This is a genomic window from Microbacterium sp. cx-59 (assembly GCF_020805625.1).
Classification (GTDB): Bacteria; Actinomycetota; Actinomycetes; order Actinomycetales; family Microbacteriaceae; genus Microbacterium.
In genome coordinates this window covers 16,611-33,988 of record NZ_JAJHGO010000006.1, presented here as the reverse complement: position 1 = coordinate 33,988, position 17,378 = coordinate 16,611, and the positions used below count along the sequence as shown (strand labels likewise).

The following is a 17,378-nucleotide window of genomic DNA, read 5'->3' as shown; positions in this document are numbered from 1 at the left end:
ATCCACCGCTCTGCTCGAGCAGGCTCCCAGGAGCGCCGAGCCCGGCAAGGACTAGACGCGACGGCGGGAGTCGAACCCGCAACGCCTCCGGGTATGAGCCGGTGCCCGGGACCACCCGGATCGCCGCGATGATTCGACGCTAGCCGCCGCATCCGACACCGGCGCGAGAAAGTCCGACCGTGTCACGTCGTGACGAAACGTGACGGGGTTGGTCGCCCCTCGGTGGCCACCATCGATTCACGCCCCGGCCACCTCCGGTGTGCGCGACGGCCATGCGGGGCCGATGGTCTGAGGGAGTCCCCCTCCACCCCCTGCTCAGGAGACTCATGCCCCGCTTGCACCGCGGGCTCGCTGCACTCGTGATCGGCGCCGTCGGCGCCTCCGCACTGCTCGCGTTGCCCACCGCCGCATCTGCCGCTTCGCCCGGCATCGTCATCAACGAGATCGAATCGTCGGGCGGTGTGCCCGGAGACTGGATCGAGTTCACCAACCCCACGAGCGCTGCCATCGATCTCGGGGGTTACACCGTCAAGGACTCGACGGAGAAGGATGCGTACGCCATCCCGTCCGGCACGATCGTCGAACCGGGGGCGTATCTCGTGCTCGACGAGAAGGCCTCATCGGGCGAGGGCGCCTTCGCGTTCGGCCTGGGCGCCAACGACGGCGTGCGCCTGTTCGACCCGCAGGGTGCGCTCGTGGATGAGCACACCTGGACCGGGCACGCGACGACCACCTGGGGGCGCACCGCCGACAGCACCTGGGCGCTGACCAGCGCCTCCACCAAGGGTGCGGCCAACACTTTCGCGACCGTGACGCCGACGCCGACGCCGACGCCGACGCCGACGCCCTCCGCGCCGACGACGCCGGCATCCGGAGTCGTCCTGAACGAGATCGTCTACGACGGTGTGTCCGGCGTCGCGAAGGACAGCGTCGAGCTCTACAACGCGGGCAGCACCCCCGTGGACCTCACCGGCTGGAAGCTCGCCGACGACAAGCGCGCGCCCGAGACGCTGCCCGGCAGCGCAACGCTCGCCCCCGGCGCGTACCGCGTGCTGGTGAACGGCACCGACTTCACGTTCGGCCTCGGCAAGGGTGATGAGGTCGTGCTGTACGACGCCACCTCGGCGATCGTCGACAGCTACGCCTACGCGAACACCGCCCCTCTCGCGACGTGGGCGCGCTGCGCCGACGGCGCGGGCGCGTGGGCACCCGCCACCGCCGTGACTCTCGGGGCCGCGAACGTGTGCGCGCCCCTCACCGCTCCGGGCCGGATCATCGTCAACGAGATCGACTCGGCCCCATCCGACTGGATCGAGTTCGTCAACCCGGGCACGTCTGCGCTCGACATATCGGGATACGAGATCCGCGACAACTCCGACGACCACCGCTGGCAGTTCCTGCCGGGTTCGACGATCGTCGCGGGCGAATTCCTCGTCGTGACCGCCGACACGATCGGCCTCTCCGGCGGTGCCCAGGTCGCCTTCGGCGCACCGATCGGGATCGGCAGCGCCGACCGCATCCGCCTCTTCGACGCATCCGGCGCGCTGATCGACGACTCGCTGCCGTGGCAGGGGCACGCAAGCCTCGACGGCTCCGAGGCCGCGGCCACCCTCGCGCGATGCCCCGACGGTGTCGGCGCCTTCGTGCTGGCGCACCCGACGCCGGGCGCGTCGAACAGCTGCGTCATGCCCGACGTCGCGATCAACGAGATCGAATCGAACGGCGACGCCACCGACTGGGTCGAGGTCGTGAACCTGGGCGCCGGCGTGGTCGACATGTCCGGCTGGACCCTGATCGACAACGACCCTGCCGGGCACGCGGCCGAGACCACGCCGCTCCCCGCCGGCACCGTGCTCGCGTCGGGCGAATACTTCGTCTTCGACGGCGGCACGAACTTCGTGTTCGGACTCGGCAACGGCGACACCGCGACCGTTCGCGACGCGACCGGCAACACGGTCGCCTCCTACTCCTACCCGGCGCACGCCGCCGGTGTGTGGGCACGCTGCGCCGACGGAACGGGCGACTTCATCGACGTCGCGGTCTCCACGAAGGGACTCCGGAACGCCTGCGGCAACCCCGTGCGGATCAACGAGATCGAATCCGACGGCGGATCACCCGACGACTGGATCGAGCTCGTCAACCCGACGGATGCGGCACTCGACGTCTCGGGCATTGTGCTGAAGGACGACGACGACACGCACGCCTACGCGATCCCCGCGAACACGACGATCGCTGCGCGCGGCTACCTCGTGATCGACCGCGCCGCGCTCGGCTTCGGCCTGGGTGGCGGCGACGCGGTGCGACTGTTCGATGGCGACCTCGCCATCGACGAGACCACGTGGGGCGCCGGCCACGCGGCGACCACCTGGGGTCGCTGCCCCGACGTGACCGGCCCCTTCGCGGTGACCGCGGAGTCCACCCGGGGTGCGGCCAACACCTGCGCCGGTGAGATCCCGGTGAGCCCGTGGCCGGGGTCGGCATCCGTGACGGTGCTCGACGAGGCACCCATGTTCCTCGAAGACAGCTCCGGCCTCGACGCGCAGGCGACGGCGGACGGGACCTTCCTCTGGGCGGTCGACAACGGCACCGGAACACTCTGGAAGCTCGCGGTCGCCGCCGACGGCTCGACGACGTTCGCCGAAGGATGGACGAAGGATGGCAAGCGCGCCCGCTTCCTGAAGGACGCGAACGCGCCCACCGCAGCCGGCCCCGACACCGAGGGCATCACGGTCGCCGACGACGGGTTTGTGTACCTGGCCTCCGAGCGCGACAACAGCGCGAAAGCGGTCAACCAGAACATCGTGCTCAAGATCGACCCGAACGCGACCGGTCCGGACGTCATCGCCACCCAGCAGTGGGACCTCACCGCCCTTCTGCCGAAGGTGGAGGCGAACCTCGGGATGGAGGCGGTCGAGTGGATCGCGGATGCGGACCTGTCCGCGTCACTGATCGACGACACGACCGGGCAGCTGTACGACCCGGCGCAGTACCCCGGGCACGGCAACGGGCTGTTCTTCGTCGCCGTCGAAGACACGGGTGATGTGTACGCCTTCGCTCTGAAGGCGGACGGATCGGCGTCGCTCGTGGCGACGATCGACCCGGGCCTCGCGGGGGTCATGGCGCTCGACTACGACACGGTGCTCGACGTTCTCTGGGCCGTGTGCGACAACGGATGCGACGGCGCCGCGGCCCAGATCACCCTGAACGGGACGACCGAGCCGGCCATCGCGCACTTCGCTCGCCCGGCGGGGATGCCGAACGTCAACAACGAGGGCTTCGCCACCTCTCCGGCCGCCGGCACGGGCACGCGCGCCGCGTGGTGGTTCGAAGACGGTGTGAAATCCGGCGCGCTGCGCCTCGGCACTGTTCCCACGGCAGCCACCCCCGAGGTACCCGGACCGGGCGAGAACCCGCTGCCCGGCACCGATCCCTCGGTCCCGCTGCCCGGGACCGGACCGTCGGTGCCGCTGCCGGGCACGGCTCTCACGGGCGACAACAGCGGCTCCGTGATCGCCCCGGCGACCGCAGAGCGCGGCCAACGGATCACCGTGTCGGTCGGAACGGCGTACGCCGATGAGCCCGTCACCGTCTGGCTCTACTCGACGCCGGTGCAGATCGCGGCCGGTGCGGTGGACGCATCCGGTCGGATCCAGGTCACGATCCCGGCGGATGCTGCGCTCGGCGACCACCGCCTCGCGGTCTACGGTGCAGACGGCGAGCTGATCGGATGGACCGCCCTCCGCGTCGTCGACGGTGCGCTTGCCGCCACCGGGGGAAATTCAGCCGAAGGCGCGTTGGTGCTCGGGCTGCTGATGTTGCTCGCCGGGGGCATCGCGGTCGCCGCGCGTCGCCGCATCCGCTCCGCCTGACGACACGATCCGAGTCCCCCGCGTGCATGATGCCGCGGGGGATTCGGCGTTCAAAAGCGGGCGCGCAACCACTCGACCTGGCGGTGCCAGTGGCGGAACCCGCCGCCCTCGTGACCGTTGAAGCCGTAGACCTCGATGTGGGCGTCGGATGCGGACAGCGCGTTGAACGCGGCGAACACCGACCCAGGCAGGACGACCTCGTCCATCAGTCCGACCGAGAACAGCGCCGGCACGGTGATGCGGCGCGCCAGGACGGCGCCGTCGAAGTAGGAGAGCGTCCGCAGCACCTCTGCCGCAGCATCCTTGTGCACCGCGAGGTAGCGCGTGATCTCGGTGAACGGCGCCTCGGGCGTGCGCGTGATCGACCGCGGAAAGTCGCACAGGAACGGAACGTCGGGCAGCACTGCGCGGGCGTGCGGGGAAAGCGCCGCGGCGGCGATCGCGGTGCCGCCGCCCTGGCTCACCCCCGTGACGACGATGCGAGCGGCGTCGACGAACGGCAGGTCGACGACCGCGTCCAGCACCCGCACCGCATCCGTGAACAGGCGACGGTAGTAGTAGGTGTCGGGGGAGGAGATGCCGCGGGTCATGTATCCGGCGACGGCGGGCCCGGAGCCGTGCGGATCCGGGGTGTCTCCGCCGCTTCCCCAGCCGCTGCCCTGACCGCGGGTGTCCATCAGGACGTGCACGTAACCGGCGGCCGCCCACGCGAGCCGCTCGCCCGGCAGGCCCCGCCCTCCGCTGTAGCCGAGGTACTCGACGACGGTCGCCCTCGGTTCGTCGCCCGGGGGTCGGGTGATCCACGCCTTCACGGGTTCGCCCGCGAACCCGGGGAAGGTGAGGTCCTCCACGACCAGCTCGGTGATCGGCTGGGCGACGGGCTCGATGCGGACCTCGCCGCCGGCCGCCCGCGACTCCTCGAGCGTGCGGCGCCAGAAGTCGTCGAGGTCGTCGGGAACGGGCAGATCGGGCGCGTACTCCCGCAGGAGGTCGAGCGGCAGGTCGGTGTGGGTCAGAGCCATGCGCTCATCCTCACGCATCCGGCCCGCGGCCACTCGTTCCGCGGGCGCCGTGTCCGGGGTCGCGCCTACACTTGACACGCAATGACCGACGCATCCACGCCCCTCATCGTCGGCGGTGGTCGCGGCCCGCAGGCGGCCGCGTCCGTACGCCCCGACGAAGACCTGCTCGACGGCCTCAACGAGCCGCAGCGCGAAGCCGTGACCTACCGCGGCCCCGCGCTCCTCATCGTCGCCGGCGCGGGGTCGGGCAAGACGCGGGTGCTGACCCACCGCATCGCGTCGCTGCTGCGCGCCCGTGAAGCCTGGCCCAGCCAGATCCTCGCGATCACCTTCACGAACAAGGCCGCGGGCGAGATGCGCGAGCGCGTCGGGCACCTCGTCGGCGAGAGCGCTCGCGGCATGTGGATCTCGACGTTCCACTCGGCGTGCGTGCGGATTCTTCGCAAAGAAGCGCAGCAGTTCGGCTTCACGACCGCTTTCACGATCTACGACTCCGGCGACTCGCGAGCCCTCATCAAGCGGCTCGTGAAAGAGCACGAGGCGGATGCGTACGGGCTCACTCCCTCGTCGGTGCAGGGTCGCATCTCGAAGCTGAAGAACGAGCTCGCCGACGCCGAGTCCTACGCGCGTCAGGCAAACATGTCCGATCCCGCGGAGCGCATCTTCGTCGCGATCTTCGGGGACTACCAGCGGGCGCTCCAGCGCGCCAACGCGTTCGATTTTGATGATCTGATCGCCCAGACGGTGTACCTCTTCCGCGCATTCCCGCACGTCGCCGACGTGTACCGGCGCCGGTTCCGGCACATCCTCGTCGACGAGTACCAAGACACGAACCACGCGCAGTACGCACTCATCCACGAGCTCACCCGCCCCGTCGGCGGGGGTGAAGCCGAGCCGTATGCTTCCGGCGGCATGATGATCTTCGAGGCCGAGAAGGCGCCCGAGGCGGAGGGGGCATCGCTCACCGTCGTCGGCGACTCCGACCAGTCGATCTACGCCTTCCGCGGCGCCGACATCCGCAACATCAGTGAGTTCGAACGCGACTACCCGGGTGCGAAGGTCGTGCTGCTCGAGCAGAACTACCGATCGACGCAGAACATCCTGTCGGCGGCGAACGCGGTCATCAGCAACAACTTCGACCGCAAAGACAAGAAGCTCTGGACCGACGTGGGCGCGGGTGAGCCGATCGTCGGCTTCACGGGCTACTCGCAGCACGACGAGGCGCAGTTCATCGCCGACGAGATCGAGAAGTTGCGCCGGAAGAACGTCGCCTACTCCGACATCGCGGTCTTCTACCGCACCAACTCGCAGTCCCGCGCGCTGGAAGAGATCTTCATCCGCTCCGCCGTGCCCTACAAGATCATGGGCGGCACGAAGTTCTACGAGCGCGCCGAGATCAAGGACGCGCTCGCCTATCTCGTCTCGGTGGCGAACCCGGCTGACGAGATGGCCCTCCGCCGCATCCTGAACCGCCCGAAGCGGGGCATCGGCGACGTGACCGCGACCTCGATCGCCCGGTTCGCCGAAGAGCACGAGATCACCTTCCGCGATGCCCTGGCGGCATCCGCGCAGCTGGGGGTGGGGCCGAAGCTGCAGGCGTCCATCGCGCAACTCGACCGCGTGCTCGCCGAGGCGACCGCGATCATGCTGCCGTCCTCGGGCGAACTCGCGCCGCCGACGGCCGTCGCCGAAGGCCTCACGTTGCTGCTGCAGAAGAGCGGATACCTCGACGCGCTGCGCGCGAGTCGCGACCCGCAAGACGAGGCGCGACTCGAGAACCTCGACGAGCTCGTGGCTGTGGCGCGCGAGTTCGCCCGCAACAATCCCGACGGAACGATCATCGACTTCCTCACCGAGGTGGCGCTCGTGGCCGACGCCGACGACCTCGACGACGCGTCGGGCTCGGTGTCGCTCATGACGATGCACACGGCCAAGGGACTCGAGTTCGACACGGTGTTCCTCACCGGCGTCGAAGAAGACCTCATCCCGCACCGGATCTCGGCCGGTGAACCCGGTGGCCCCTCCGAAGAGCGACGCCTGTTCTACGTGGGCGTGACCCGCGCCCGGCAGCGCCTGTACCTTACGCTCGCGATGACCCGCGCGCAGTTCGGCGAGGTGACCGTCGCCATGCCGTCCCGGTTCCTGCAAGAGATCCCGGCGGAACTCATCGACTGGCGTCAGTCGCCGGGCGACGTCAACTCCCGCGGCGGTGCCGGATCCCGGGCCCTCAACGCGCGCCGGCCCGGTGGCGGCAGCGGCGGCGGTTGGGGCGGACGACGCGACGATCCGCCCGCCCTCGCGCCCAAGTCCACCTCGCTCGATCGGTTCCCGAACCGCATCCCCGCGAAGGTCCGCGACAACAGTGCGATGGAACTCGGGCAGGGCGACCGCATCCGGCACGAGGACTTCGGCGAGGGGCGTGTCGATGCCGTCACCGGCGAGGGCGCGAAGCGCATCGCGCACGTGCGTTTCGAGTCGGCGGGTGCGAAGAAGCTGCTGATCAAGATCGCGCCGATCGAGAAGCTCTGACCGCCCCGTAGGCTGGCACGATGGCTCTCTTCTCGCGCCGACCGAAGAACTCCGACGACGACTCGACCGGCGCAGTGCCGCCCCAGGGCGGTGCGCAGACGCCGGATGCGGTGGCCCCCGACGTCGAGCCGTCCGTTCCGGCCGAGCCGGTGCCGCACGTGGGGATCTCGGTCTCCACGTTCGGCAGCGTCAGTGCCGCCACGTCTCGCGCCGATACCCCGGCCGCGCCGGCCCCCGCCATCCCGCCGGGTGCGACGCCGGCCCGCCCCGCGCACCTCGCCTCCCCGGCCGCGGAGGCATCGAGCCGAGTGGAGACCGTACCGGGGCTCCGCGACAACGTGCTGCTGCGCGACGCGCTCGCCGCGCTCCCGGCCCAGGCCCAGCCGACCGAGATGATCAACGTCGCCCGGCAGCTGCTGCAGGGTCACGTCTACATCCGCGTCCAGGGCGACGCGCGGGAGCTGCTCGCGCAGGGCAAGAGCCTGCCGACGTCGATGGTCACGTTCAAGGACGAGAAGTACATGCTGGTGTACTCGGGCGGCGCCGCGCTGCAGGACGCGATCAAGGCCGACGGTGACGCGGGCACCTCCGCGCTCGCGCAGTCGGTTCTCGGGCTGCTGCAGCAGGTGGTGGCGGGTCCGATGGGAGGCGTCGCCATCGACCACGCCTCGCGTCCCGGGTCGGCCCTCCTCCCGAAGCAGCTGATCGAGAAGGCGCTCGCCGACCTCGACCCCGCCCAGCGCATCAAGTCGCTCCTGGCCGGAAAACGCACCTCCGAGACCGCAGACGACGTGGCGGTCGCGATGACCGAAGCTCCGCTGTGGATCGCGGCGCGTCGATCGGATGACGGGCAGGTCGGTATCGCTGAACTCCGCACCCCCGACGGCGCGCGGCTGCTCGAGGTCTTCTCGCACCCCCTCGAACTGCTCGCGCTCGGGCGCGGTGACCAGGCGGTCAAGGTCGAACCGGCGCAGCTAGCCAAAGCCCTCCGCGGTGACACCGGCCTGAGCGGCGTGGTCGTCGACCCGGCCGGTCCCTGGATCCGGCTCACGCGCGACCAGCTGCATCCGCTGCTCATCGTCGGCGCCTGAACGCCGACTACCGTGCGTGGCGGCTCCGCGCCACCGGTATCGCCGGCGCGGGTGGCGTCCTAGGGTCAGCACATGGCCTCCGAGCGCATCACCCTGATCGTTCCCGGTACGGACGGTGACCGCGAGGTCGACCTGTCGAGCCCGAACCGCATGGTCTGGCCGGAGGTCGGCATCACCAAGCGGGAACTCGCCGAGTACACCCTGAGCGTGTCGGAGGCTTTCCTCCGCGCGAACGGCGATCGCCCGGTCTCCCTCGAGCGCTTCCGCGACGGCATCGGCGGGGAGAGCTTCTTCTCGAAGAACCCGCCGAAGGGCACGCCCGACTACGTCGATGCGGTGACGGTGACCTACAACAGCGGGCGTCGGCATCCGCAGGTCGTGCTGAACGAGCCCGCCGCAACGCTCTGGGCCGTGCAGATGAACACGGTCGTGTTCCACCCGTGGGCATCGCGGGCGGGCGACTCGGACCACCCGGTGGAACTGCGCATCGACCTGGACCCGCAGCCGGGAACGGACTTCGCGGATGCTGCCGCCATCGCACCGCTCATGCGCGACGTGCTGGCCGAGGCCGGACTGGAGTCGTGGATCAAAACGAGCGGAAACCGCGGCATCCACCTCTTCTGCCCCATCGAGCCGACGCACGAGTTCCTCGACGTGCGGCACGCCGTGATCGCCGCGGGCCGCGAGCTCGCCCGCCGCGAGCCCGACCGCGTGACGATGAACTGGTGGAAGGAAGAACGCGGCGCGCGCATCTTCATCGACTTCAACCAGGCGAACCGCGACCGCACGATGGCGGGGGCGTACAGCCCGCGGTCGCTCCCGACGGCGACGGTCTCGACCCCCATCACCTGGGACGAGCTGCCCGGCGTCGATCCGCACGCGTTCACCGTGCGGACGGTGCCCGAGCGCGTGCGCACGGTCGGTGACCCGTGGGCCGAGTTCGCCGCGCGGCCGGGGCGCATCGACACGCTGCTGGAATGGTGGGAGCGCGATATCGCCGACGGCCTCGGGGAGCTGCCGTTCCCGCCCGAGTTCCCCAAGATGCCCGGTGAACCGCCGCGGGTGCAGCCCAGCCGCGCCCGCACGCCCGAGTAGCCCGCGTTCCGCCGCTCACGTGTCGCGATCTGTCGCGTGGGGCGACGCTTTGCGCCACGTGAGCGGGTGAGACGGATGCTCACGTGTCGCGATCGGTCGGGTGGGGCGGCGCATTGCGCCACGTGAGTGGGGGAGGCGTGAGCGGAGCGCGCCGGGTCGGACGGATGCTCACGTGTCGCGATCGGTCGCGCGGGGTGGCGCTTTGCGCCACGTGAGCCGGTGAGACGGATGCTCACGTGTCGCGATCGGTCGGGTGGGGCGGCGCTTTGCGCCACGTGAGCGGGTGAGACGGATGCTCACGTGTCGCGATCTGTCGCGTGGGGCGACGCTTTGCGCCACGTGAGCGGGTGAGGCTGATGCTCACGTGTCGCGATTGGTCGGGTGGGGCGACGTATTGCGCCACGTGAGCAGAGGGACGGGCGGCGCGCGCGGCGCGAGTGGAGCGGATGGAGGCGCGCGGGGCCGATAGGGCGAGGCGAAGCGGGTCAGTCCAGGACGTCGGCGAGGTCGTAGGCCGACACCCGGTCGAGCTGGCCGAACGTGCACGACCGCGCGTCGCGGTCGGGGCGCCAGCGCTCGAACTGCACTGTGTGCCGGAACCGCATCCCCTCGAGCTGGTCGTATCGCACCTCGAGCACGCGCTCCGGTCGGAGCGGAATGAACGACACGTCCTTCGCCCCGGAGAAACGCGACCGCTCCGTCTCGGCGCCGGCGGGGGTGCCGTCGGCGTTCCGCTGCACGAGCGGCTCGAGTTCGTCGATCAGCGCGAGGCGCCGCGCATCGGTGAAGGCCGAGACACCGCCGACGTTCCGCAGCATCCCGTCACCGTCGTAGAGGCCGACCAGCAGCGATCCGACGCCCGTCCCGCTCTTGTGCACGCGGTAGCCGAGGGCGACGACGTCGGCTGTTCGGGCGTGCTTGATCTTCCCCATCGTGCGTTTTCCGGGGGAGTAGGGCGCGTCGAGCCGTTTCGCCATGACTCCGTCCAGGCCCGCCCCCTCGAAGTCCGCGAGCCAGCGGCGTGCGAGGCCCGCATCCGCGGTCGCGCGCGTCACGTGCACCGGCGGCGGCACCGACCCGAGCAGGCCGACGAGTTCCGCGCGCCGCGTCGCGAACGGTTCGGGCTGCAGGTCGCGGTCGCCGCGGGCGAGCAGATCGAACGCGATGAGTAACGCCGGAGTCTCGCGTGAAAGCGTCGCCACTCGAGAGGCGGCGGGATGGATGCGCTGGCTGAGGGCCTCCCAATCGAGGCGCTGCGCCCCACTCGGGCCGACCGGGATCACGATCTCGCCGTCGATCAGGCAGGGCTCGGGCAGGATCTCGGGCAGCGCCGCGACCAGCTCGGGGAAGTATCGCGTGAGCGGTTTGGCGCCTCGCGAGCCGAGCTCGACGTTCTCGCCGTCCCACGCCGCGAGCACGCGGAACCCGTCCCACTTCGGCTCGAAGAGGTAGCCCTCCGCATCCGGTACCTGCGGCACCGCCTTGGCGAGCATCGGAGCCGGGATGACGTACCGCACGGGGGGATCCGGATCAGTCGATGGCGGATTCGCGAGGCTTCGGACGCGCCCACCGCGGCGGGGTGTTCGGGCCGTCCCACACCTGGATGATGCCCCAGACGGTCGCGGTGATCGGCACGGCGAGCACCGCACCGACGAGACCGCCGAGCACGGTGCCGACGGTCAGGGCGACCAGGATGACGAAGGCGTGCAACTTCATCGAACGCCCCATCAGGAACGGCTGCAAGAAGTTGCCCTCGAGCTGGTTGACGAGCACCACGACACCGACCACGAACAGCGCGTTGACCCACCCGTTGGCGACGAGCGCGACGAGGGCGGCCAGAATGCCCGCGAGAGTGGCACCGACGATCGGGATGAAGGCGAGAAGGAAGACGAGAACCGCGAGGGGGATGGCGAGCGGCACCTGCAGGATGAGCAGACCGATCAGGATGCCGATCGCGTCGACGAGGGCGACGGTCGCCGTGCCGCGTACATAGGCTCCGAGGACCGAGACCGTCTTGTCGCCGATGCGACGACCGCGGTCGTACTGGCGGCCGCGGAAGGGGCGGAGGAGGAACTCCCACATCCGGGGTCCGTCTTTCAGGAAGAAGAACAGGATGACGACCATCAACACGAGTCCGGTGACGAAGTTCGCAACGACGCTGACGCCGGCGAGCGCTCCCGATCCGAACTGCGAGCTGGTGACGAAGTCGCCCGCCGTGCTCAGCCAGTCATCGATCTGGTCGGAGGTCGGCGCGAAGGGAAGCGTGTTCACCCAGGCGAGCAGCTCTTGCACGCCGGCCTCGGCCTGCGAGTAGAGGTCGTCCCACTGGTCGCGGACCGCCCAGACGATGAGCCAGCTGACGCCGCCCAGCAGCACCACGATCACGAGCAGGGTGGCGACCGTGGCGAGAAGGGAGGGCACGCCGTGCCGCCGCATCCATCCCATGGCCGGCGCGAACGCGGACGCGAAGATCAGCGCGATCACGAGCGGGATCGTCACGACGGTGACCGAGTGGATGGCGAAGAATATCGCCGCAGCCAGCCCCACCACGACGATGATCTGCACGGCCCGGATGGCGAGCGAGCCGAACGAGTCGGCCCACAGGCTCCAGGGTGCGCGGGTGGCCGTCAACTCGACGTCGCGGGAGGTGAGCTGGACTTCTCGGGCGGAGCGGCGGAACAATCCCATGCTGAGACCGTAGCGGTACCCCGCCGCGCTCCCGCCACGGTTGACGACGGCCCCCGCCGCGTGCTCGTCGGCCACGAGACAGCATCTGTGCGGCGAGAAGTTGGTCCGGAGCCGACGTCTCGTGCCGAAACTGCAGTCTCGCGGTCGGTGGGCCGGGCAGCGGATGCGGCCGGTGGGTCAGACGAAGGCGCTGACGCCGGTGATGTCGCGGCCGAGGAGCAGCGCCTGCACGCTCTCGGTGCCCTCGTAGGTGTGGATGGCCTCGATGTCGGCGAGGTGCTGCATGACGCCGTTCTCCAGCAGGATGCCGTTGCCGCCCAGCAGATCGCGCGCGGTCGACGCGATTCGACGCGCGGCGCGGGTGTTGTGGTACTTCGCGAGCGATGCCTGCGTCGGACGCAGACCCCCGGATGCCTCGAGGTCGGCCAGTCGCCGACAGTAGAGCTGCATGGCGGTCAGCTCGTCGAGCATTTGCGTCAGCCGCTCCTGCACCATCTGGAACTTCGCGAGGGGCTTTCCGAACTGCACGCGTTGCTGCGCGTACGACAGCGCCGCCTCGTAGCAGGCGGTCGCGTGCCCGAGCGCCGACCAGGCGACGCCAGACCGGGTGGAGTAGAGAACGATCGAGGCGTCCTTGAAGGTGTGCGCACCGGGGAGCACCGCTTCGGCGGGAAGGCGCACCTCGTCGAACACGATGTGCGCCTGGTGGATGCCGCGGAGCGACCCCTTGCCGGTGATCACCGTGCCGGTGTAGCCGGGCGTGGTCTGCTCGACGAGGAAGCATCGGACGGCGCCGTGCTCGGCCGCATCCGGGTCATCCACGCGGGCCCACACGAACGTGATTCCTCCCGACGCGCCGTTCCCGATCCACTTCTTGGTGCCGCTGAGCACCCACTCCTCGCCGTCGCGGCGGGCGACCGACTCGAGCGAGACCGAATCGGAACCGTGGTCGGGTTCGGTGAGAGCGAAGGCGCCGAGCACCTCGCCGCGAGCGAGCGGTTCGAGCCAGCGGTCCTGCTGCGCGGGGCTGCCGAACAGCGCGAGGGTACGCAGGGCCAGCCCGCCCTGCACGGCCACGATCGTGCCGAGCGAGCCGTCGCCGCGCGAGATCTCCATGTTGACCAGGCCCGCAGCCAGGGGGGAGAAGTGCGTCAGACGAGGGTGCTCGATGCCGTCGTTGTACAGGTCGAGCTCGCCGAGGCGGGCGGTGAGATCGACCGGGTACTCGGCCGCATCCCACGCGTGCGTCATGCGGTCGCCGACCTCGTCGACGAACGCCTTCGCGCGGTCCCAGACGGCGCGATCCGCGGCGGGGATGTCGGCGAACACCGCGTAGTAGTCGGTATCGCGGCGGCCGAGGATGTCGTAATCCGTCACTCGTTCGCCCGGGAAGCTGCCGTCGGTCGTCGGGGTGCTCATGATGCTCCTGGATGCGGCGCGCCGCCGTGGCGCGAACCGGTTCCAGGGTACTCCGCGCGGAACGCGGTGTCTCGCTCCATGGGACGCAGTTTCATCCGGGCGCCGGCCGCGCGTCCGTCAGCCGGGCGTCTCTCGGGCGAAGCCGTGCGCCTCCCGCGCGCCCGTCAGAGCTCGCGCTGCAGCCGCCGGGCGAGCTCGGCGGGCGGCATCCGCCGCGGGAACACAGCCACGACGACCTCGTCCTCGCCCGTGCGAGGGGAGGTGCCCACGCCGAACCGGTCGAGTGCCTCATCGAGCGCGCGCCGGAGCACGGTCACCGGCACCTTCTTTGGCCCGCGGAGCAGCTGGCGCAGGACGTGGTTGTGGACCGCCGTCACGAGCGCAGCGAACCCCACAGCGTCGAGCGGGTCGAGTCCGGGCAAGGACCGGCGGAGGTACTCGTCGAAAAGCCGCTCGTAGCGGAAGACCGTGACGATCTCGCGGTCGCGGAGGGCGGGCACGCCCCGCACGACCGTGTATCGCCGCCGCGCGAGCTCCGGATCCGCGGCGAAATGACGGAAGACCTGCAGCGAGGCCTCGCAGACGGCCTCCCAGGGGTCGGCGTGCTCACCCGACAGGTAGGTGCGGAGGCGCTCGAGGAGCTCCTCGTGGTCGGCGAAGACGACGTCATCCTTGCCGCCGAACTGGCGGAAGAACGTTGACCGGGAGATGCCGGCCGCCTGGGCGATCTGATCGACCGACGTCGCCTCGAAACCCTGCCGGGCGAACAGATCGAGCGCTGCGGCGACGACGTCGTTGCGCGCGGCGGACGGGGACGATGGCTCGCTCATGTGGACAGCAGCCTAGACCCGCGCCGCCCGCCCTCACGCGCAGATCCGGCGTCCGCATCCGCGCCCGTGGCGACGAAGCGGGCGAAACTGCGGTAGTAGGCTGGGTCACTGGTCGTTATCTCGACGTCGAGACGTTTTTGCGTCTGCCCACCCCCTCGTCCCAGCGGAGGACTGCACTGTGGATCTGTACGAGTACCAGGCACGTGACCTATTCGAGAAGTACGAGGTGCCGGTTCTCGCGGGCATCGTCGCCGACACCCCCGAGGAGGTGAAGGCAGCAGCCGAGAAGCTCGGCGGCGTCGTGGTCGTCAAGGCTCAGGTCAAGGTCGGCGGTCGCGGCAAGGCCGGCGGCGTCAAGGTCGCGAAGACCCCCGACGAGGCGTACGAGGCCGCGAAGGCGATCCTCGGACTCGACATCAAGGGCCACATCGTCAAGCGCGTGATGGTGGCCGCCGGTGCGCGCATCGCCCGCGAGTTCTACTTCTCGGTGCTGCTCGACCGCGCGAACCGCTCCTACCTGTCGCTCGCCAGCGTCGAAGGCGGCATGGAGATCGAGGAGCTCGCAGTCGAGCGTCCCGAAGCGCTCGCCCGCATCGAGATCGACCCGATCGAGGGCATCACCCCCGAGAAGGCGCTCGAAATCGCGAAGGCCGGCAACTTCGAAGCGGGTCTCGCCGAGAAGGTCGCCGACGTCTTCGTGAAGCTCTACGCCGTATACAAGGGCGAAGATGCCACGCTCGTCGAGGTCAACCCGCTCGTCGAAACCGAAGAGGGAGACATCGTCGCGCTCGACGGCAAGGTCTCGCTCGATGAGAACGCAGACTTTCGCCACCCGGGCCACGCTGAGCTCGAAGACGCGGATGCGGCCGACCCGCTCGAGGCGAAGGCCAAGGCCAACGACCTCAACTACGTCAAGCTCGACGGTCAGGTCGGCATCATCGGCAACGGCGCCGGGCTCGTCATGTCGACGCTCGACGTCGTCGCCTACGCGGGCGAGAAGCACGGCGGCGTGAAGCCCGCCAACTTCCTCGACATCGGTGGCGGCGCCTCGGCGACCATCATGGCCGCCGGTCTCGACGTCATCCTCGGTGACTCCCAGGTCAAGAGCGTCTTCGTCAACGTCTTCGGCGGAATCACGAGCTGCGTCGCGGTTGCCGAGGGCATCGTGAAGGCCCTCGAGATCCTCGGCGACGCGGCCAGCAAGCCGCTCGTCGTGCGCCTCGACGGCAACCAGGTCGACGAGGGTCGCGCGATCCTCGCCGCTGCCAACAACCCGCTCGTGACCCTCGCCGCCAGTATGGACGAGGGCGCCGACAAGGCCGCCGAGCTGGCGAACGCCTGAGCCCTGAGACTCGAGAAGGACAGAACATGTCGATCTACCTGAACAAGGATTCCAAGGTCATCGTCCAGGGCATCACCGGCGGCGAGGGCACCAAGCACACCGCGCTGATGCTGAAGGCGGGCACGCAGGTCGTGGGTGGCGTCAACGCCCGCAAGGCCGGCACGACCGTCTCGCACACGGGCGCAGACGGCGCCGCCGTCGAGCTGCCGGTGTACGCATCCGTCGCCGAAGCCATCGAGAAGACCGGCGCCGACGTGTCGATCGCGTTCGTGCCCCCCGCCTTCACGAAGGACGCGATGATCGAGGCCATCGATGCCGAGATCCCGTTGCTGGTCGTCATCACCGAGGGGGTGCCGGTGGGCGACAGCGCCGAGGCCTGGGCCTACGCGCAGTCCAAGGGCAACACGACCCGCATCATCGGCCCCAACTGCCCCGGCATCATCACGCCGGGCGAAGCGCTCGTCGGCATCACCCCGGCGAACATCACGGGCAAGGGCCCGATCGGACTCGTCTCCAAGTCCGGCACGCTGACCTACCAGATGATGTTCGAGCTGCGCGACCTCGGGTTCTCGACCGCCATCGGCATCGGCGGCGACCCGATCATCGGCACGACGCACATCGACGCGCTCGCCGCGTTCGAAGCCGACCCCGAGACGAAGGCCATCGTCATGATCGGCGAGATCGGCGGCGACGCCGAAGAGCGCGCGGCCGACTTCATCAAGGCCCACGTGACCAAGCCGGTCGTCGGTTACGTCGCCGGCTTCACCGCGCCCGAGGGTAAGACCATGGGGCACGCGGGCGCTATCGTGTCCGGCTCCGCCGGCACGGCGCAGGCGAAGAAGGAGGCCCTCGAGGCCGCCGGAGTCAAGGTCGGCAAGACGCCGTCCGAGACCGCCGCGCTGATGCGCGAGATCATCCAGGGGCTCTAGGTCCCACCGCCGAGGGGGCGGATGCGGAAGCCGGCGCGAGAGCGTGCGGCACCGCATCCGCCCCCTCGTTTTCCGACCGCTGTCGGGGCGCCCCGCGGTACCCTGAGGCCATGCCGCTAACCGGAGAGTACAAGCCCAGCACGAGCGAGTGGGCCCGCACCCAGGCCGAGAAGTACGAGGCGTCGGGAGGGACCGAGGCGAACGAGCTGCGGGGTGTGCCGATCATCGTGCTCACGACCGTCGGCGCCAAGTCGGGGGCACTGCGCAAGACCGCGCTCATGCGCGTCGAGCACGACGGGGCGTACCTCGTCGTCGCCTCGAAGGGCGGCGCACCGGACGAGCCCGCGTGGGGCGCCAACATCCGCAAGAACTCGCACGTCGAACTGCAGGATGGCGCCGACCGCCGCGACTACACCGCGCGCCTGCTCGAGGACGGCCCCGAGCGCGACGAGTGGTGGAACCGCGCCGCGCGGGTCTGGCCGGACTACAACGAGTACCAGAAGAAGACCGACCGCCAGATCGCGATCTTCGTGCTCGAGCCCCGCGACGCCTGACCGGCACCCG

12 protein-coding genes and 1 tRNA gene are annotated in these 17,378 nt (G+C 69.9%); 7 read left to right on the top strand and 6 right to left on the bottom strand.

The genetic code is table 11. The annotated features are described in order from the left end of the window. Nucleotides 1–55 precede the first annotated feature (55 nt). A tRNA-Met gene (locus tag LMI96_RS06585) sits at nucleotides 56–128 on the bottom strand. 198 nt (nucleotides 129–326) lie between these two features. Here LMI96_RS06585 and LMI96_RS06580 point away from each other — a divergent pair. Beyond that, nucleotides 327–3,869, top strand: coding sequence for a lamin tail domain-containing protein (locus LMI96_RS06580; RefSeq protein WP_228360908.1), 3,543 nt, complete (start codon nucleotides 327–329; stop codon nucleotides 3,867–3,869). A 50-nt stretch (nucleotides 3,870–3,919) separates the two neighbouring features. On the opposite strand, the gene LMI96_RS06575 is transcribed toward LMI96_RS06580, so the two are convergent. Further along, entirely contained in the window at nucleotides 3,920–4,885 is a 966-nt protein-coding gene (locus LMI96_RS06575) for an acetylxylan esterase (RefSeq protein ID WP_374197915.1), read from the bottom strand. 87 nt (nucleotides 4,886–4,972) lie between these two features. Between LMI96_RS06575 and LMI96_RS06570 the strand changes: the two genes are divergently transcribed. From LMI96_RS06570 to ligD, 3 genes are all read left to right on the top strand, one after another. Next, nucleotides 4,973–7,420: an ATP-dependent helicase gene (locus LMI96_RS06570; RefSeq protein WP_228360906.1), complete on the top strand. Its 2,448-nt coding sequence runs from the start codon at nucleotides 4,973–4,975 to the stop codon at nucleotides 7,418–7,420. Nucleotides 7,421–7,440: 20 nt separating this feature from the next. Further along, the gene (locus tag LMI96_RS06565; protein ID WP_228360905.1) at nucleotides 7,441–8,511 is read left to right on the top strand and encodes an SseB family protein; all 1,071 of its coding nucleotides are present in this window, start codon (nucleotides 7,441–7,443) and stop codon (nucleotides 8,509–8,511) included. Between the two features lie 72 nt (nucleotides 8,512–8,583). Beyond that, the gene (ligD, locus tag LMI96_RS06560; protein ID WP_228360904.1) at nucleotides 8,584–9,606 is read left to right on the top strand and encodes a non-homologous end-joining DNA ligase; all 1,023 of its coding nucleotides are present in this window, start codon (nucleotides 8,584–8,586) and stop codon (nucleotides 9,604–9,606) included. Between the two features lie 485 nt (nucleotides 9,607–10,091). Here ligD and LMI96_RS06555 read toward each other — a convergent pair whose 3' ends face one another. The 4 genes from LMI96_RS06555 to LMI96_RS06540 form a co-directional block, all read right to left on the bottom strand. Next, nucleotides 10,092–11,099: an ATP-dependent DNA ligase gene (locus LMI96_RS06555; RefSeq protein ID WP_267059314.1), complete on the bottom strand. Its 1,008-nt coding sequence runs from the start codon at nucleotides 11,097–11,099 to the stop codon at nucleotides 10,092–10,094. 37 nt (nucleotides 11,100–11,136) lie between these two features. Further along, the gene (locus LMI96_RS06550; protein ID WP_228361026.1) at nucleotides 11,137–12,294 is read right to left on the bottom strand and encodes an AI-2E family transporter; all 1,158 of its coding nucleotides are present in this window, start codon (nucleotides 12,292–12,294) and stop codon (nucleotides 11,137–11,139) included. Nucleotides 12,295–12,471: 177 nt separating this feature from the next. Then, nucleotides 12,472–13,713, bottom strand: coding sequence for an acyl-CoA dehydrogenase family protein (locus LMI96_RS06545; protein ID WP_228360902.1), 1,242 nt, complete (start codon nucleotides 13,711–13,713; stop codon nucleotides 12,472–12,474). A gap of 164 nt (nucleotides 13,714–13,877) precedes the next feature. Continuing rightward, nucleotides 13,878–14,543, bottom strand: a complete 666-nt coding sequence (locus tag LMI96_RS06540; protein WP_223721799.1) for a TetR/AcrR family transcriptional regulator — start codon at nucleotides 14,541–14,543, stop codon at nucleotides 13,878–13,880. A gap of 178 nt (nucleotides 14,544–14,721) precedes the next feature. Between LMI96_RS06540 and sucC the strand changes: the two genes are divergently transcribed. From sucC to LMI96_RS06525, 3 genes are all read left to right on the top strand, one after another. Continuing rightward, a complete protein-coding gene (gene sucC, locus LMI96_RS06535; protein WP_223721800.1) occupies nucleotides 14,722–15,885 on the top strand; it encodes an ADP-forming succinate--CoA ligase subunit beta in 1,164 nt (387 codons plus the stop codon). Nucleotides 15,886–15,911: 26 nt separating this feature from the next. Further along, nucleotides 15,912–16,814 carry a succinate--CoA ligase subunit alpha gene (sucD, locus tag LMI96_RS06530; protein WP_223721801.1) on the top strand — a complete coding sequence of 301 codons (903 nt, stop codon included), beginning with the start codon at nucleotides 15,912–15,914 and terminating at the stop codon, nucleotides 16,812–16,814. Nucleotides 16,815–16,924: 110 nt separating this feature from the next. Then, a complete protein-coding gene (locus LMI96_RS06525; RefSeq protein WP_223721802.1) occupies nucleotides 16,925–17,368 on the top strand; it encodes a nitroreductase family deazaflavin-dependent oxidoreductase in 444 nt (147 codons plus the stop codon). Nucleotides 17,369–17,378 lie beyond the last annotated feature (10 nt).

What these genes read in the sequence shown, in the direction of transcription:
- LMI96_RS06525 (WP_223721802.1), top strand. Translation starts at nt 16,925, where the DNA reads ATGCCGCTAACCGGAGAGTACAAGCCCAGCACGAGCGAGTGGGCCCGC.
- LMI96_RS06565 (WP_228360905.1), top strand. Translation starts at nt 7,441, where the DNA reads ATGGCTCTCTTCTCGCGCCGACCGAAGAACTCCGACGACGACTCGACC.
- LMI96_RS06550 (WP_228361026.1), bottom strand. Translation starts at nt 12,294, where the DNA reads ATGGGATTGTTCCGCCGCTCCGCCCGAGAAGTCCAGCTCACCTCCCGC.
- LMI96_RS06540 (WP_223721799.1), bottom strand. Translation starts at nt 14,543, where the DNA reads ATGAGCGAGCCATCGTCCCCGTCCGCCGCGCGCAACGACGTCGTCGCC.
- LMI96_RS06570 (WP_228360906.1), top strand. Translation starts at nt 4,973, where the DNA reads ATGACCGACGCATCCACGCCCCTCATCGTCGGCGGTGGTCGCGGCCCG.
- LMI96_RS06545 (WP_228360902.1), bottom strand. Translation starts at nt 13,713, where the DNA reads ATGAGCACCCCGACGACCGACGGCAGCTTCCCGGGCGAACGAGTGACG.
- sucD (WP_223721801.1), top strand. Translation starts at nt 15,912, where the DNA reads ATGTCGATCTACCTGAACAAGGATTCCAAGGTCATCGTCCAGGGCATC.
- ligD (WP_228360904.1), top strand. Translation starts at nt 8,584, where the DNA reads ATGGCCTCCGAGCGCATCACCCTGATCGTTCCCGGTACGGACGGTGAC.
- LMI96_RS06580 (WP_228360908.1), top strand. Translation starts at nt 327, where the DNA reads ATGCCCCGCTTGCACCGCGGGCTCGCTGCACTCGTGATCGGCGCCGTC.
- LMI96_RS06555 (WP_267059314.1), bottom strand. Translation starts at nt 11,099, where the DNA reads ATGCTCGCCAAGGCGGTGCCGCAGGTACCGGATGCGGAGGGCTACCTC.